Source organism: Flavobacterium sp., assembly GCF_044369455.1.
GTDB lineage: Bacteria > Bacteroidota > Bacteroidia > Flavobacteriales > Flavobacteriaceae > Flavobacterium.
This window is the reverse complement of record NZ_JBIPLW010000002.1, coordinates 251491-267377: the sequence shown is the minus strand read 5'-3', so window position 1 is coordinate 267377 and position 15887 is coordinate 251491. Positions and strand designations below refer to the sequence as shown.

Annotated in this window: 15 protein-coding genes; 9 read left to right on the top strand and 6 right to left on the bottom strand. The window is 32.6% G+C overall.

The window, feature by feature from the left end:
- Positions 1-59 precede the first annotated feature (59 nt).
- On the top strand, positions 60-1178 hold the full coding sequence (locus ACIQ2L_RS03350) for an ATP-binding protein (protein ID WP_396156419.1): 1119 nt from the start codon (positions 60-62) through the stop codon (positions 1176-1178).
- Between the two features lie 14 nt (positions 1179-1192).
- Here ACIQ2L_RS03350 and ACIQ2L_RS03345 read toward each other — a convergent pair whose 3' ends face one another.
- The 3 genes from ACIQ2L_RS03345 to ACIQ2L_RS03335 form a co-directional block, all read right to left on the bottom strand.
- Positions 1193-1837 (bottom strand): HD domain-containing protein, encoded by a 645-nt coding sequence (locus ACIQ2L_RS03345; protein ID WP_396156418.1) that lies wholly within the window; start codon positions 1835-1837, stop codon positions 1193-1195.
- Between the two features lie 75 nt (positions 1838-1912).
- Entirely contained in the window at positions 1913-2902 is a 990-nt protein-coding gene (locus tag ACIQ2L_RS03340) for an acyl-ACP desaturase (RefSeq protein ID WP_396156416.1), read from the bottom strand.
- Between the two features lie 9 nt (positions 2903-2911).
- Positions 2912-3646 (bottom strand): lysophospholipid acyltransferase family protein, encoded by a 735-nt coding sequence (locus ACIQ2L_RS03335; RefSeq protein ID WP_396156414.1) that lies wholly within the window; start codon positions 3644-3646, stop codon positions 2912-2914.
- A gap of 224 nt (positions 3647-3870) precedes the next feature.
- On the opposite strand from ACIQ2L_RS03335, the gene recA reads away from it, so the two are divergent.
- The 4 genes from recA (at position 3871) to ACIQ2L_RS03315 (ending at position 7562) form a co-directional block, all read left to right on the top strand.
- Positions 3871-4875, top strand: a complete 1005-nt coding sequence (gene recA, locus ACIQ2L_RS03330; RefSeq protein WP_396156619.1) for a recombinase RecA — start codon at positions 3871-3873, stop codon at positions 4873-4875.
- Between the two features lie 106 nt (positions 4876-4981).
- Positions 4982-5395, top strand: coding sequence for a hypothetical protein (locus ACIQ2L_RS03325; RefSeq protein ID WP_396156412.1), 414 nt, complete (start codon positions 4982-4984; stop codon positions 5393-5395).
- A gap of 20 nt (positions 5396-5415) precedes the next feature.
- Positions 5416-5967, top strand: a complete 552-nt coding sequence (locus ACIQ2L_RS03320; protein ID WP_396156410.1) for an RNA polymerase sigma factor — start codon at positions 5416-5418, stop codon at positions 5965-5967.
- Entirely contained in the window at positions 5964-7562 is a 1599-nt protein-coding gene (locus ACIQ2L_RS03315; RefSeq protein ID WP_396156408.1) for a hypothetical protein, read from the top strand. Before ACIQ2L_RS03320 ends, ACIQ2L_RS03315 begins: the two co-directional genes overlap by 4 nt.
- A gap of 88 nt (positions 7563-7650) precedes the next feature.
- On the opposite strand, the gene ACIQ2L_RS03310 is transcribed toward ACIQ2L_RS03315, so the two are convergent.
- Complete coding sequence (locus ACIQ2L_RS03310) at positions 7651-8388, bottom strand: lysophospholipid acyltransferase family protein (RefSeq protein WP_396156406.1); 738 nt, start codon at positions 8386-8388, stop codon at positions 7651-7653.
- Positions 8389-8700: 312 nt separating this feature from the next.
- On the opposite strand from ACIQ2L_RS03310, the gene trpS reads away from it, so the two are divergent.
- Positions 8701-9678, top strand: coding sequence for a tryptophan--tRNA ligase (gene trpS / locus ACIQ2L_RS03305; RefSeq protein ID WP_396156404.1), 978 nt, complete (start codon positions 8701-8703; stop codon positions 9676-9678).
- Position 9679: 1 nt separating this feature from the next.
- On the opposite strand, the gene ACIQ2L_RS03300 is transcribed toward trpS, so the two are convergent.
- A complete protein-coding gene (locus ACIQ2L_RS03300) occupies positions 9680-11140 on the bottom strand; it encodes a hypothetical protein (RefSeq protein ID WP_396156402.1) in 1461 nt (486 codons plus the stop codon).
- A 45-nt stretch (positions 11141-11185) separates the two neighbouring features.
- On the bottom strand, positions 11186-12298 hold the full coding sequence (gene dprA, locus ACIQ2L_RS03295) for a DNA-processing protein DprA (RefSeq protein ID WP_396156400.1): 1113 nt from the start codon (positions 12296-12298) through the stop codon (positions 11186-11188).
- A 102-nt stretch (positions 12299-12400) separates the two neighbouring features.
- Between dprA and ACIQ2L_RS03290 the strand changes: the two genes are divergently transcribed.
- Genes ACIQ2L_RS03290 through ACIQ2L_RS03280 form a run of 3 tightly spaced genes read left to right on the top strand, consistent with a single transcriptional unit; the run spans position 12401 to position 15882 of the window.
- Positions 12401-13351 (top strand): SPOR domain-containing protein, encoded by a 951-nt coding sequence (locus ACIQ2L_RS03290; RefSeq protein WP_396156398.1) that lies wholly within the window; start codon positions 12401-12403, stop codon positions 13349-13351.
- A gap of 58 nt (positions 13352-13409) precedes the next feature.
- On the top strand, positions 13410-13919 hold the full coding sequence (locus ACIQ2L_RS03285) for an acyl-CoA thioesterase (RefSeq protein ID WP_396156396.1): 510 nt from the start codon (positions 13410-13412) through the stop codon (positions 13917-13919).
- A 49-nt stretch (positions 13920-13968) separates the two neighbouring features.
- Positions 13969-15882, top strand: a complete 1914-nt coding sequence (locus tag ACIQ2L_RS03280) for a transglutaminase family protein (RefSeq protein WP_396156394.1) — start codon at positions 13969-13971, stop codon at positions 15880-15882.
- Positions 15883-15887: the final 5 nt, after the last annotated feature.

The window sequence follows — 15887 nt, the reverse complement described above, 5'->3', positions numbered from 1 at the left end:
ATATTTTTTTGATATTGTAATATCATATTATTGTATATTTGCACAATAAAAAGTATATAATGATACCTAGATTACAACAACAAGAAATAGATTCGTATCTTTTTAAAGGCAAAGCTATCCTAGTTTTTGGGGCAAGACAAGTAGGAAAAACATCCTTGATAAAAAACACAATCAAAGACAATTCGTATCTGTGGTTAAACGGCGATGAACCCGACACGCAACTATTATTAGAAAATATTACGTCAGACAGGTTGAAAGCATTGGTTGGCAACAACAAAATCCTAGTAATTGACGAAGCACAAATGATTTCCAATATTGGTTTGCTCATCAAACGGATGGTTGATAATTTTCCCGAAATACAAATAATTGCTTCTGGAAGTAGTGCTTTTGAATTGGCAGACAAAACAAAAGAAAGTATGGTGGGAAGAAAAGAAGAACTTCAGCTTTTTCCTCTTTGTTATAAAGAAATGGTTAATCATACTAATTTTATTGAAGAAACCCGTTTGGTACCTCATCGCTTGGTTTATGGATATTATCCCGAAGTTGTTTCCAATCCTGGGAAAGAAGAAAAAATTCTAAATGATTTGGTAGATGGGTTTTTATACAAAGACATTTTGAATTTGGAAGGAATTAAAAAATCGTCCACATTACAACGATTGGTTCATATGTTGGCATTCCGAATTGGGGCCGAAATAAATTATAGCTCGCTAGGAAATGATTTGGGAATTAATCGGTTGACGGTCGAAAAATACATTGATATTCTCGAAAAAAACTTTATCGTTTTCAGCTTAAATGCCTTTAGTAAAAATCAAGATAACGAACTAAAAAAAGGTAGAAAAATTTATTTTTGGGATGTTGGCTTACGAAATAGAATTGTCAAAAACTTCAATCCTATTGAGCTTCGTGACGACATCGGTCCACTATGGGAAAATTTTATTATTAGCGAAAGAAAAAAGAAATTGTCGTATGAGCAACAATTTAAGGACACTTATTTTTGGCGTAACACACAACAAGCTGAAATTGATTTTTTGGAAATAAAAAATAATGAAATTGATGCTTTTGAAATAAAATACAACCCGAATGTTAAAGTAAAATTCACTAAATCATTTACGGAAAAGTACCATCCAAAAACAACTCAAGTCATTCACAAAGAGAATTTTTGGGATTACTTATTATAATTGAAAACTCAACACTATTTTTCCCCTTCCCATTCGGCATAAAACTGCGAAAGAAAATTTTCCATATATTTGTGCCGCGCTTGTGCAATTTTTTTACCCGTTTCGGTATTCATTTTATCTTTTAACAAAAGAAGTTTTTCATAGAAATGGTTGAGCGTTGGTGCCTCTGATTTTTTATATTCCTCTTTACACATATTTAAGTTTGGAGCAATTGCTGGGTTATAAATTGCTCTGTTTTTAAACCCGCCATAGTTGAACGTTCTGGCTATTCCAATAGCGCCAATGGCATCTAAACGATCTGCATCCTGAACAATCTCAAGTTCTTTGGAAGAAAACTTTTGACCAAAATTTCCGCCTTTAAATGATATGTTTTTTATAATATTAATAACGTGACTGATGGTTTGCTCATCAACACTTTCGCTTTCTAAAAAAGCTCTAGCTGTTTTTGGACCAACGGTTTCGTCTCCGTCATGAAACTTACTATCTGCTATATCGTGAAGTAAAGCACCAAGCTGAACAACATTCAAATCACAGTCTTCGTCTTTGGAAATTAAAAGTGCATTTTTATAAACGCGTTCAATATGAAACCAATCATGTCCGCCTTCGGCTTTATCCAATTTCGCTTTTACAAATGCTATAGTTCTATCTATCAATGTCATTTTTATTTGATAAAAAAATTCCAAATTCTACTACGTTTTGGAATTTGGAATTTTAGTTATTGGAATTTCTGTAAATTATCTTATCAAAGCGGGTTCAACCCATTTGAAAATTGTAGATTCTGCTGGAATTATCAATCGTTCAGAAACCTTTGCCATTCTTGCCGGTAATTTCATTAGATAATCACGCGCTTTTTCAGCTTCATCAGTTAAGCCCGAAAGTTTATCTATTTCCCATTTCTCAATTAGCTTTTGCATAATATCTACATAATCTGAAGCGGTGTAGACTCCAATTCGTTGGGCCGAGTCTGAAAAATTTAAAAACGCCGAACTTATTTTTTCGCCAGATTCTCTCAAGAATTGAGCCGGCATTACTATTTTTTGCTTCATCATATAGTTGAACGCCAATAGCATTTCACTTGGATCCACTTTAAAAATTTGAGTTACAAATTCGCTATACGCATGATGGTGACGCATTTCATCGCCAGCAATCATTTTGCATATTTTTGATAACTTTTTATCACCATACTCTTTTGCAATTTGTGAAACTCTGTTGTGAGAAATATAGGTTGCTAATTCTTGAAAAGAAGTATAAACAAAGTTTTTGTATGGATCGCGACCGGTTCCTATATCAAATCCATCAGCAATTAGGTGTTGGGTGGTAATTTCTACTTCGCGCATGTTCACTCTGCCCGATAAATACAAGTATTTGTTCAATAAATCACCGTGACGATTTTCTTCACCTGTCCACTGACGTACCCATTTGCTCCATGCATTATTTTCTACTTGACCTACACCATCAACATCCATCAACCACGATTCGTAGGTTGGTAACGCTTCCTCAGTGATGGTGTCTCCAACTAGGGTAACCCAAAAATCGTAGGGTAAATCTTTGGCTATTTCGCGTAACTCTTTTACTTCTTCAAAGAAATTTTCCTCTTCAGAATTGGGTAAAAAATCCGATGGTTGCCATATTTTTTCAACTGGTATTAAAAACTCCTCCATGAAGCCTTCTACTTTGTTTTCTAGAAACTGCATGACTTCTAGGCGAATGTTATGTATTGACATTATATCTAATTATATTTTAATAGATTGGGTTACTGCTTTTTCTGTTTTGACAATTAATTCTTCGAAAGTAAATTCGCTTACTGGAATGGCTTCATGAATGATAAATTGCAAATGATTTCCTAAACCCATTGGAAACGCACCAAATTTAACCATTTTCCACGAATTATTAATAGTTATTGGAACAACAAAAGCTGAAGGTGCATATTTACACAAAATTTTTAGTCCACTTTGTGCAAATTCCTTAGGTTTCCCGTTTATACTTCTTGTCCCTTCTGGGAAAATAACGGCAGAACGTTTTTGCTTTTCAATATATTCTGACAATCCTTTTATTAACGGTATCGCTTGTTTAGGATCTTTTCTATCGATGAGAATAGAACCGCCGTGACGAAGATTATAAGAAACACTTGGAATGCCTTTTCCTAATTCTTTTTTACTGACAAATTTGGCGTGAAATCGGCGTAAATACCAAATAATTCCAACAATATCATATAAACTCTGGTGATTAGAAACAAAAATAATCGGAGCGTTTTTAGGAATGGTTTCTCTATTTTCAAAAGTATATCTTGTCCCTAAAAGATTGGTGCATCTTACCAGAAAAAAGTTCAAATAATCGACGCTCTTCTTGTGTGCTTGATATCCAAAAAGATGTAAACAAACCCATTGTATAGGATGAAAAATAACCAAACAAAATCCAAAGCATACATAATATACTATTGAAATAGGATACGAAATAAGTTTTTCCATGACATATAAATAGATTGCAAAAATAAGGAAAAATCGAAGGATGTTATAAAAATCATCCTTTAAAACTTTATCAAAATATACACTTTTTCTGTACCTCTATAAAATCAAAACCTACTATTTTTACAATTACGTTAAAGATTAAAATAATTTGTTCAAAACTCCTCAAATAGGAATCCTATAACATCAAAAAAAGCATTATTTTTATGCCACAAAATTTAGAAAAAATGAGTTCAGAAAAAGAAGCCAAATTAAAAGCATTACAACTAACGTTAGATAAATTAGACAAAGCCTACGGAAAAGGAACCGTAATGAAAATGGGCGACAAAGCTGTTGAAGAAGTTGAAGTAATTCCGTCAGGTTCGCTTGGTTTAGATTTAGCATTAGGTGTAAATGGGTATCCGAGAGGAAGAGTTATAGAAATATATGGCCCAGAATCTTCAGGAAAAACAACCTTAACCTTACATGCTATCGCAGAGGCACAAAAAGCGGGTGGAATTGCGGCCTTTATAGATGCCGAGCATGCATTTGATAGAAATTATGCCGAGAAATTAGGTGTTGATATTGAGAATTTAATCATTTCCCAACCAGACAACGGGGAACAAGCACTAGAAATTGCGGAAAACTTAATCCGCTCTGGCGCTATTGATATCGTCGTAATTGATTCGGTTGCTGCTCTAACACCTAAAAGCGAAATTGAAGGTGAAATGGGCGATTCAAAAATGGGATTACATGCGCGTTTGATGTCACAAGCATTAAGAAAGTTAACTGGAACAATTAGTAAAACAAATTGTACCGTATTTTTTATCAATCAATTAAGAGAGAAAATCGGGGTGATGTTTGGTAACCCAGAAACTACTACTGGAGGAAATGCTTTGAAATTCTATGCTTCAGTACGTTTAGACATCCGTCGTTCCTCTCAAATTAAAGACGGAGAAAATGTAATAGGAAATAGAACGAAAGTAAAAGTGGTAAAAAACAAAGTCGCACCACCTTTCAAAACTGCCGAATTTGACATCATGTATGGCGAAGGTGTTTCAAAAACAGGCGAAATTCTTGACTTAGCCGTAGAATTTGAAATCATCAAAAAAGCGGGCTCTTGGTTCAGTTATGGCGATACCAAGCTAGGTCAAGGAAGAGATGCCGTGAAAGTTTTAATTAAAGACAATCCCGAATTAGCAGACGAATTAGAACAAAAAATAAAAGATCTTATCAAAGCAAACAATGCTTAAAAAAATTAAAACCCGTCACGTTTGCAAAAAACAAGATGGGTTTTTTTATTACCTTGACGCAACCTTTTTTTAAGTAACTCATCATAACAACAAAATAATTATAAAAATGAAAAAAATAATAGCCCTTTTTGCCATCGTATTTTTATTTAACGCTTGTACCCCTGATGAAGGAAATTCATATAGTTTAAAATTAATGCCTATAGAAAGTGTTGACATTCCAACCGAATTTACATTAGGTCAAACCTATCCAATCACTGTGCATTATATCAAACCGACAACCTGCCATTTTTTCAACCAATTGTTTTATGATAAACATTTAAACATAAGAACGGTTGCCGTTGAATGCGCTATTGAACAACAAAATAATTGCGTTGATTTAACTGGTGCAGATGCAGAAGCGTCGTACACTTTCAATTTTTATGTAACTAATAATGGTTCTTATATTTTTAAATTTTATCAAGGAAAAAATCCAAATGGTGAAAATGTGTTTTTAGAATATGAGGTACCGGTGGTAAATTAATAACAATCAATTATTGAAAATTGGATCTAAATCAACTCATTATTGATTGCAAAAAAAATGATCGAAAAGCACAAGAACAATTATACCGATTATACGCGTCCAAATTGTTTTCTGTTTGCTTAAAATATTCGCGCAGTTATAGTGAGGCTCAAGATAATTTACAAGATGGGTTTTTATTAATTTTTAATAAAATAGAACAGTTTTCGTTTAAAGGTTCTTTTGAAGGTTGGTTAAAAAGGGTAATGATTAACCATGTGTTACAACAATATAGGACACAAACATTGTTGCGTTTAGTGAATGAAGATGTCACTAAGTATGAAGAAATTGAAATTGATGACGAAAATATTTCTCTGGATTATTTGTTAAAAATAATTCAGGAATTACCCGACAGATACAGACTCGTATTTAATCTGTATGTAATGGATGATTATTCACATGCTGAAATTGCCGAAATGCTTTCCATAAACATTGGAACATCGAAGTCAAATTTATCACGTGCTCGATTGATATTAAAAGATAAAATAGAACAGTTTAAAAACGAAGAGAACACAACATTTCCTTCTGCAAAATGAGTGAAAGAAAAAACATAGACCGTCTTTTTCAAGAAAAATTCAAAGACTTCGAAGCGAATCCTTCGGATGACATTTGGGATGCTATTGCCGCAAAGCTTGATGAGAAAAAGAAAAGAAGGATAGTTCCTTTTTGGTGGAAATTATCTGGTGTTGCAGCACTTTTTTTAATTGGATTTTTAATTTCTAAATCAATTAATACAAGTAGCAATCAAATAGAAAACCCTGTTGTGAACGAAAGTAAATCTGAAAAGACAAAAATTGAGTTCAACAACCAAAAAAAGGTGAATGGTAATGGTAACATACAAATTGAAAATTCAGTTATAACTGAAAAAAATCAAATTAAAAGAAATAAAAACGCGTCTGACGAATTAAACAAAGACAACCAACTGGGATCGTCTGAAAATGCGATTGTTACAAGTTCATCTGAAGAAAGAAAAGGAATTCAAAAAACCAGCTATTCTAATAAAATACAAGTTTCCGAAAGGAAACCTAATTATAATAGTGCTTCAAAAAACAATTTAATAGATAGCACCCCAATAATAGAACCTGTGTTTAAAAATACAAATAATCAATTAGTTCAAAAAACCGACAAACAATCAACTCTTGAAAAAGATTCAAATGATAACATACAAAAGGATCAACTAGTTGAAAATAAATTAAATGAGAAAATCAAACAAGAAACACTGACAACGGTTGATAAAAAAACCATTAATCTTGATGATTTAAAAGGAAATAGTATCTCAAAAATTGAAACAAAAGAAATTGAAAAGAAAGTAAACGACACTTTACAGAAAAACAGTGTTGCTAACAATGTGTTGGAAGAATTGCTTAATGAAAAAGAAAGCAAATTGAAACTGGAATCTAAAAGAAATAGGTGGCAACTAACCTCAAATGTTACCCCTATTTTTTTAGGTTCTGTTTCTAATGGTTCGCCGATTGACTCCACTCTTTCTAATAATTCAAAATCTTTTAATACCAATGTTGGTTATGGAGTTGGTGTTAGTTATTCTGTAAATAAAAAGTTTTCTATTCGTTCAGGGTTAAATAAGGTCAACATGAGTTATGATACTAATGATATATTATTTTTTACAGGCATTCAAGCTCAATCGCTAAAAAATGTTACACTAACTGATTCCAATAAAATGATGCATATCCAAAGTAGTGTTGCAAACAATACTAATAGTCCTTCAGAAAACGATATGATGCCATTTGAAAGTGCCTTTACCAATAAAAATAGTGGTTCTCTCCGACAGGAAATGGGTTATTTAGAAATGCCTGTGGAAATGACCTATACTCTCTTGAGTAAAAAATTTGGTGTTAAAATTATTGGTGGTTTTAGTACGCTTTTTCTTCAAGAAAATACCATTACTGTGGTTTCTGATACTAATTCGATGCTTCTTGGTAAAGCCAATAATTTAAACGACATTCATTTTAGTACCAATCTTGGATTGGGAGTAAAATATAGTTTTCTGAAATCTTTTGAGTTCAATATCGAGCCTACTTTAAAATATCAATTGAATACGTTTAACTCCAACGCTGGGAATTTTAAACCCTATTTTTTTGGGGTTTACAGCGGAATCAGTTATAACTTTTAGTTTGTTACTTGTTTAAAATTGGTTGATGTGTTGTTATTGCTTTCGAGCAATAACTAGAAAAGAGTTCCAAATTAGAACTCTTTTTTTATTAATTAAATGCCTGAAGTTGATTTAAGATAACCAACCGCACTTTTTCTTTAATGGCTTTTTTAAAATCTGGGTTTTGGTTTTGTGTATCAAAAAACGTGTGAATTTTTACCCGCATTTCTCCTGGACTGCCACTAAAAAAAGTATAAGAAAATCGCTTTTTGTTATCTGCAAAAGTAATTGGGACTATTGGAATTTGATGATCAATTGCCAATCGAAAAGCACCATCTTTAAACTCATCTAAAAGAACAGATTCATCATCTGGAACACCACCTTCAGGGAAAATACAAATACTTAATCCTTGACTTAATCGTTTTTGAGCTCTTTCAAAAACAGCCATTCTGCTTTTAGAACTACTTCTATCTACTAAAATACAGGTGCGTTTGTAAAAAAAACCAAAAAGCGGAATTTTTGCTAATTCTTTTTTACCAACAAATACAAAAGGATTTTTTACTACCGACAACATCAACATAATGTCGGTCATTGAAGTGTGATTGGAGACAAACATATAGCTTTTGCCTTGTATAATTTCTTCTTCTGTTTCTACTTTTGGATAAAATCCCATGCCAAACAAAATGAATTTAGCCCAAATCCGAGCCATCACAAAAAAATAAGGATACCATTTCTCGGAAAGAATTGAAATAAAAAGAAACGGAAACATAACGATTATCGGAATCGCCATCAAAATGTAGAACCAAATACGATATAAAGTCCAAAAAACAATTTTCAATGCTCTCATGTTGTCAAATGTACTGAAAGGTATGCAATTTTTAATACAAAGGTCTAATTTTGAACTATAAACCATAAGTATAAAAATTAACCATATAAGGCAAATAAGTTATTAAAGTAAGAAAAAAATTGCGTGTATTTTTAAAACGTAACGATAATTAATTTTAAAAAAAATTAGTTGCAGTTTAAAGAAAAATGGTGTTCGAAGAATTGTAAATAACTTATAAAAACTTTGCAAAATTTGCGAAAAACTTTGCGAACTTTGCGGTAAATCAATACTGAAACTCTGAAATGAATTCAGAGAAATTAAATTCAGCATTTTATGTCAAAAATACTAACTGGAATTCAAAGTACAGGAACACCACATTTAGGAAATATTTTAGGTGCTATTTTACCAGCAATAGAATTATCGAATAATCCTGCAAACGAATCATATCTTTTTATAGCTGATATGCATTCGATTACACAAATAAAAAACGGAAATGAACTGCGTCAAAACACCTATAGCACAGCAGCCGTTTGGTTGGCATGTGGTTTGGATGTCAATAAAGTTGTTTTTTACCGCCAATCCGATGTGCCACAAACCGCCGAATTGTCTTGGTATTTAAGTTGTTTTTTTCCTTTTCAACGATTGACTTTAGCACATTCTTTTAAAGATAAATCGGATCGATTAGAAGATGTAAACGCTGGTTTATTTTCCTACCCCATGTTAATGGCGGCTGATATCTTATTGTATGATGCCAATGTTGTTCCGGTTGGAAAAGATCAATTACAACATATCGAAATTACACGTGATGTGGCTTCCCGTTTTAATCATCAAATGGGAGAAACATTTGTGATTCCACAAGCAAAAATTCAAGAAAGAACGATGTATGTTCCTGGCACTGATGGTCAAAAAATGAGCAAATCGCGTGGTAACATCATCAATATTTTTTTAGAAGATAAAGCGTTGCGCAAACAAATTATGAGTATTGAAACCGATAGTACACCGTTGGAAGAACCCAAAAACCCGGATACGTGTAAAATTTTTGGCTTATACAAATTATTAGCAAATGCCGAACAAATTGCCCAAATGAAAATAAATTATGCTAATACAAATAGAGATTTTGGTTTTGGTCATGCCAAACAAGATTTGTTTGAGTTACTAATTTCAAAATTTCAAACCGAAAGAGAAAAGTACAATTACTATATGAGTAATTTAGACAAAGTGGATGCTTTATTAAATGCCGGCGCTTCAAAAGCCAGCAAAGTAGCTGATGGCGTTTTACAAAGAGTGAGAGAGAAATTGGGGTTTAAATAGATTACTTCTTAAACTTATCTAACGGATTAATTCTTGCTCCTTGTGATTCTATATTTATAGTGCCATTTGTAAATGCAATTTCCGCATCATTAATAAAATTATAATCTAAACTCAAAATTTCTTTTGCTGCCGGAATTAATTCGCTAAAACGGTATTCTACCACTGAATGATTTCTTATAAATAAGTTCTTATTGGTTTCCGTTTGAAATGTTCCCCATTTTTTACCTACATATAAATTAAATATCGTTTCGGTATAACTACTCGTAAAGTTAATCTCTAGATTATCTCCTGCTTTTATAAAATGTGCGCTTTTGGGCATTTTTATAGAATCATAAAGCACTGCATTTTCGAGCAAAACCATATCGTAGATGGTGTTATTGGTTACTGTAATGTAATGATTACTGTCGCCACTTGGCGGATTTTGATAGAAAGTCTCGAATGGATTATCTCCTGTTTTTATCGAACTGTTTTGTTTCAGTTGTTTGATGTCTGTTTCCTTATAACTCGTTAAAAAAACCTGAAAACTATCGATGGCATATTTCATGTTGGTATAGTACCGATCAATTTTTCGAGGCTCTGGTTTGTATTCTGTTTGATCATCATACATAACCTCGTCATCACTATAGTTACTAAAATCATGTGTGTTAAAAAAAACTACTATCCGAATAAAAACAAATAGCCCAACCACCACATAAACCCAGGTTAAGTTTCTCTTTTTGGGTATATAGGCTTCAAATTTAGTGTCCGCTATGTCTTTATTTCTTCTAATTTTTTGAGTAAAACCGTCATCAAAAGCAGTATAGCTATTGAAGGCTACAAAGGTTTTGTTTGCTAATTCCGAATTTGAATCTTGATTAAAAATAGACGTAATTGCCTCAAACAAATCCTTAACTTTTTGTTCAATTTCCTGATCTTTTATCTGACTTAGAAACGAAAAAAAATGGCGGTCTTTGATATATAAAATCTTGGAGAAATTACCGTAGGGTGGTTTTATAATCTTTATAGCATCATCTAATTTATCTAATGCATGCTGTTTTAGAATAAAATTCAATTGGTCAGGAAAAAACTTATGCACTTCTGTCAAAATACCAATTCTTTCAAAGATATTAGATTCTAGATTTTGAATAAAAAAGGAATTCAATTCTTCGCCCAAAAACTGTTGAACAAATAATTTTACTTTATCAATTTCAACAGATTCAAATTCATTAGTAAAATGAGATCTTGGATACTCTTTGTTGGTAAAAAAATTAAACAGAATTCTATTGTTTAAAATCGCTTGAAAGGATTCTGGGGTTGTTTTTAATGCTTTTAATAGTTTGGTAATATCAGCATCTTGAATTTCAGGATTGAGTTCCTTTTGAGCAACTAATTGTTTCTTTATTCTGGTAAAATCAGTTTTAGCTAACGAATTGATTTCTGATTTGTCAAGCGAAATCGATTCTAATAATACAATTATATTCATCTGTATAAAATCTCTTAAAAAACAAAAGTAATGCATTCTAATGAATTATACGGCTTCAAATAATTTCCCTGGCAATGGGCGAATCACACCCTTAAGTTCCATATTCAAAAGTAAAGACGAAATTCTAAAAATCGGAAAATCACACTCTAGAGCTATACTATCTAACAATTGCTTGCCGGTTCTTTGAAGATAATCATATATTTTTTGCTCGTCAGTATCAAGCGAAACAAACAATTGTTTTTGGATTGCCGAATTGTTATTTCGAGTATCGGTAGCAATCTCCCAATTTAAAATATAAACCAAATCAGCTGCAGAAGTCATCAAGTGAGCGCGTTGCGTTTTGATTAAATCGTTGCATCCTTGACTGAATTTATCCGACGTTCTTCCTGGCACTGCAAATACATCTCTATTATAATCATTGGCCATCAATGCAGTAATTAATGAACCTCCTTTTTCGGCACTTTCAATAACCACCGTCGCTTCACTCATTCCGGCTACTATCCTATTCCGGCGAACAAAATTTTCTTTCTCTGGATTAGAATTGCTCCAAAACTCGGTTAGAAATCCGCCATTTTCTTCCATTTTAGCCACATATTTTTTATGGGTTTTTGGGTAAATTTGGTTTAACCCATGTGCTAAAACACCGATGGTTTGCAGCTTATTCTCCATTGCTGCTTGATGCGCAATAATATCAACGCCATAAGCAAATCCGCTGACGATTATCGGATTAAAAACCGCTAAATCTTCTAGTAGTTTTTTACAAAAATTAGTTCCATATGAAGTGATTTCACGTGTTCCGACAATGCTAATTACTTTTCTGTTCTCTAGGTTTATATTGCCCGATTTGAAAAGCAAAACCGGACCGTCAATACAATGTTTTAATCGTTCGGGATACTGCTCGTTTTGGTAATACAAAATATTTATTTTTTCCTGTTCGATAAATTTCAATTCCTGTTCTGCCTTTTCAAAAATGGTCTTATCCTTTAACTTTTTAATCAAAGAATCTCCTATTCCATCAATAGATTTTAGCTGATTTCCCTTCGTTTGAAAAACATTTTCAGCTGAACCGCAATGATTTATCAATTTTTTGGCAACAATATCGCCAACACTTTCTACTTTTAATAAAGCCAAAATATTAAAAAGTTCTGTCGGATTCATATCAGTAATTTACTACGCAAATTACTAATTTTTTCTTGGGATTGTTAATAAATTCTGTCATTTTTTTTTTGATACTATTATTGTTTCTCTAAATTTGTTGACATGAAGATTGAGCAATACATTTCCCAATTATTATATCGTTATCAATGTGTTACCGTACCGGGATTTGGTGCGTTTCTGACGGAATACAAGTCGGCACAATTGGACGAAAACGCTCATTCTTTTTATCCGCCAAAAAAAATAATTTCGTTCAATCCGTTCATCAAAAGCAATGATGGATTATTGGCAAATCATTTGGCTGAAGCTGAAAAAATATCCTATGAAATAGCGATAAATACTATTCAAAATGAAGTATCGCTTTGGAAAACCAAAATTCAGGAATTTGGAAATTTCTCTGTTAAAAACATTGGTGACTTTTCATTAAATTCAGAAAGAAACATCGTTTTTGTTCCTGTTGATCAAATTAATTATTTGAAAGATTCATTCGGATTGAGTTCGTTTGTTTCCCCAAGTGTAAAGCGTGACGTTTATCGTGAGACTTACAAAGAAGAAGTTGAACAACTCGAAGAAACTGCGCCAATCATTTTTACTCCCGAAAAGAAAAGAAACTATACCGTATTGAAATATGCGGCAGTCTTTTTGTTAACTGCTGGAATTGCAGGAACTTTGAGTTATAAATACTATGAGAAAAAAATTGCCGAAGAGACACTTATAGTACAAACCAATGTTCAGAAAAAAGTAAATCAAAAAATTCAAGAAGCTACGTTTTATATTTCAAATCCACTGCCATCTGTAACACTAACTGTTCCGGCAGAAAAAACGCCTTTTTGTGTGGTTGCTGGCGCTTTTAGAATTGAAAATAATGCCGAAGAACACTATCAAAGACTCTTAAAATTAGGCTTTACAAAAGCCAAACGATTAGCGCCAAACAAGCATGGATTGTTTCCTGTTCTTTACGGAAGTTATGCAAGTTATGCAGAAGCACATCAAGCCATGAAAGACATCCGAAAATTAGATAATAAAGACGCTTGGCTTCTTATTGAATCAGAATAAATTTATCCCGATTAATCGGGATTTTTTATATACTGTTATTACCTTTGCCAAAAAAAGTATGAGCCCAAAACATCCTTCTGAATCATTGACCATTTTAACCGATTTGGTGTTGCCAAGCGAAACCAATCCGTTGAACAATCTTTTTGGTGGCGAATTATTAGCCCGAATGGACCGAGCGGCAAGTATTGCGGCACGAAGACATTCGCGTAGAATTACCGTTACGGCTTCGGTTAATCACGTTGCGTTTAATAGAGCTATTCCTTTGGGAAGTGTGGTAACAGTTGAAGCGAAAGTGTCGCGTGCATTTACCTCTTCTATGGAGATTTTTCTAGATGTTTGGATAGAAGATAGAGAATCAGGAAACAAAACCAAGGCAAACGAAGCCATTTATACTTTTGTAGCTGTCGACGAAATGGGAAGTCCTGTTCCTGTGCCACCAATAGACCCACAAACCGAAGAAGAAAAGTCGAGATATGACGCTGCTTTACGAAGAAAACAGTTGAGTTTGGTCTTGGCTGGAAAAATGAAACCACACGATGCAACCGAATTGAAGGCATTGTTTTTATAATATTCTTATTTTTATATAAAAAGCAGTATATTTCGAAAAATTCTGAAAAATGAAAACCATTCAACTCCTGTTGGGTTTTTTATGCTTTTTTGTGAATGTTGCTGAGGCACAAAAGAGCATTGATCCAACTCCTGAAGACATTAACAAAGCGAAAAAATTAAGAGAAATATATGCTAAAGATGATATTGCCATCCTTGAAAGCAGCGATTTTATTTCTTTTGATTTAAACAAAAAAGACGGGAAAGTAATTGTAAATCATAATTCTAAAGAGAATTTGATGAACATTAATTATCGTGCAAACATTCATAAATATGAATTCTATAACAGTGAATCGAGCATTCAGACTTTCTCGATGAAATACCGCAATGACAAAACCGCACAATTTCTCGTAACCGATGAATTTTATAAAGACAAGGATTTATTTTATAACGACGCTAAAGTAAAATACATCAACGTTGATTTTCCTGTTCAGGGATACAACTATAAATATGAAATGCAGAAAAAGTATGAAGATGTCAAATATTTCACAGCATTATATTTTAATGATGAATACCCAATTTTAAAGAAAAAAATCACTTTTGATATTCCAAATTGGCTCGAAGTTGAGTTAAAAGAATTCCATTTTGAAGGCTTCAAAATTACCAAAACAACAACTCAGGAAAATAACATCACACACATTACATATACCTTTGACGATGTTCCGGCAGTTTATAAAGAAGAAGAAACTCCGGGAAGAAGTTATATTTATCCGCATATTTTAGTTTTAGCTAAATCATTCACCAAAGAAGGAACAAAAACACCCTTGTTTAGAGATTATAATGATTTGTACAAATGGTATCATTCGTTAATCTTGATGATGAAAGACGACACTAATGTTCTTAAAGCTAAGGTTACTGAACTCACGGCGAATGCTAAAACTGATGATGAGAAAATTAAAAACATCTATTATTGGGTTCAAGACAATATTCGTTATATCGCTTTTGAAGATGGTCTTGCGGGATTTAAACCTGACGAATCCAATAATGTTTTTACAAAAAGATATGGCGATTGTAAAGGAATGGCTAACTTGATTAAGCAAATGCTTAAAGTAGCGGGTTTTGATGCACGACTTACCTGGATTGGAACCAAACACATTGTTTATGATTATAGAACTCCATCATTGGCAGTAGACAATCACATGATTTGTACCTTGATTCACAAAGGCAAAAAGATTTACCTTGATGGCACCGAAAAATTCAATTCATTGGGCGATTATGCAGAGCGTATTCAAAACAAAGAAGTGATGATAGAAGATGGTGACAAATGTATTATTGAAAAAGTTCCCAGCGGAACTGCTGATGCTAACAAGGAAATATTTAAAGCCACATTAAGTCTCGAAAACGAGAAGATGATTGGTTCGTGCAGCAAAAGTTTTTTAGGCGAAAGCAAAACGCAATTTTTAAACATTTACAATAGTTTTGAAACCAATAAAAAGAAAGAGCGTTTAAATGGCTTTTTATCCAGACAAAAAAAAGATATTCAGGTCAATGACATAAAAACCAGTGATTTTACAAACAGAGATATAGCTTTGACACTTGATTATACTATAGCCCTATCAAATAAAGTTTCCTTTTTTGATGATGAGATTTATGTTGATTTAGATTTTATGAATGAGTATAAAAGTTTCGAATTAAAAGACCGAAAAGTAGATTATGAAATGGATTATAAAACCTATTTCAATTCGGAAATAACATTGAAAATTCCTGACGGATACAAAGTGACCAAAATACCATCAAATTTGGTGATTAAAGAAAATAATTTTGATGTTAACATCAGCTTTCAAAACACAGGAAAAGAGATTGTCTATAAAAAAACGTTCTTATTTAAAAATGGTTGTATTAAAGCCAATGAAATTGAAAAATGGAATGATTTCAATAAAAAACTAATCGATAATTATAACCAGCAGATTACTTTATCCAAATAAAAATC

Excerpts from the sequence above, each read along its gene's own strand:
- ACIQ2L_RS03350 (WP_396156419.1), top strand. The coding sequence starts at position 60 with ATGATACCTAGATTACAACAACAAGAAATAGATTCGTATCTTTTTAAA.
- ACIQ2L_RS03345 (WP_396156418.1), bottom strand. The coding sequence starts at position 1,837 with ATGACATTGATAGATAGAACTATAGCATTTGTAAAAGCGAAATTGGAT.
- ACIQ2L_RS03340 (WP_396156416.1), bottom strand. The coding sequence starts at position 2,902 with ATGTCAATACATAACATTCGCCTAGAAGTCATGCAGTTTCTAGAAAAC.
- ACIQ2L_RS03335 (WP_396156414.1), bottom strand. The coding sequence starts at position 3,646 with ATGGAAAAACTTATTTCGTATCCTATTTCAATAGTATATTATGTATGC.
- recA (WP_396156619.1), top strand. The coding sequence starts at position 3,871 with ATGAGTTCAGAAAAAGAAGCCAAATTAAAAGCATTACAACTAACGTTA.
- ACIQ2L_RS03325 (WP_396156412.1), top strand. The coding sequence starts at position 4,982 with ATGAAAAAAATAATAGCCCTTTTTGCCATCGTATTTTTATTTAACGCT.
- ACIQ2L_RS03315 (WP_396156408.1), top strand. The coding sequence starts at position 5,964 with ATGAGTGAAAGAAAAAACATAGACCGTCTTTTTCAAGAAAAATTCAAA.
- ACIQ2L_RS03310 (WP_396156406.1), bottom strand. The coding sequence starts at position 8,388 with ATGAGAGCATTGAAAATTGTTTTTTGGACTTTATATCGTATTTGGTTC.
- trpS (WP_396156404.1), top strand. The coding sequence starts at position 8,701 with ATGTCAAAAATACTAACTGGAATTCAAAGTACAGGAACACCACATTTA.
- ACIQ2L_RS03300 (WP_396156402.1), bottom strand. The coding sequence starts at position 11,140 with ATGAATATAATTGTATTATTAGAATCGATTTCGCTTGACAAATCAGAA.
- dprA (WP_396156400.1), bottom strand. The coding sequence starts at position 12,298 with ATGAATCCGACAGAACTTTTTAATATTTTGGCTTTATTAAAAGTAGAA.
- ACIQ2L_RS03290 (WP_396156398.1), top strand. The coding sequence starts at position 12,401 with ATGAAGATTGAGCAATACATTTCCCAATTATTATATCGTTATCAATGT.
- ACIQ2L_RS03285 (WP_396156396.1), top strand. The coding sequence starts at position 13,410 with ATGAGCCCAAAACATCCTTCTGAATCATTGACCATTTTAACCGATTTG.
- ACIQ2L_RS03280 (WP_396156394.1), top strand. The coding sequence starts at position 13,969 with ATGAAAACCATTCAACTCCTGTTGGGTTTTTTATGCTTTTTTGTGAAT.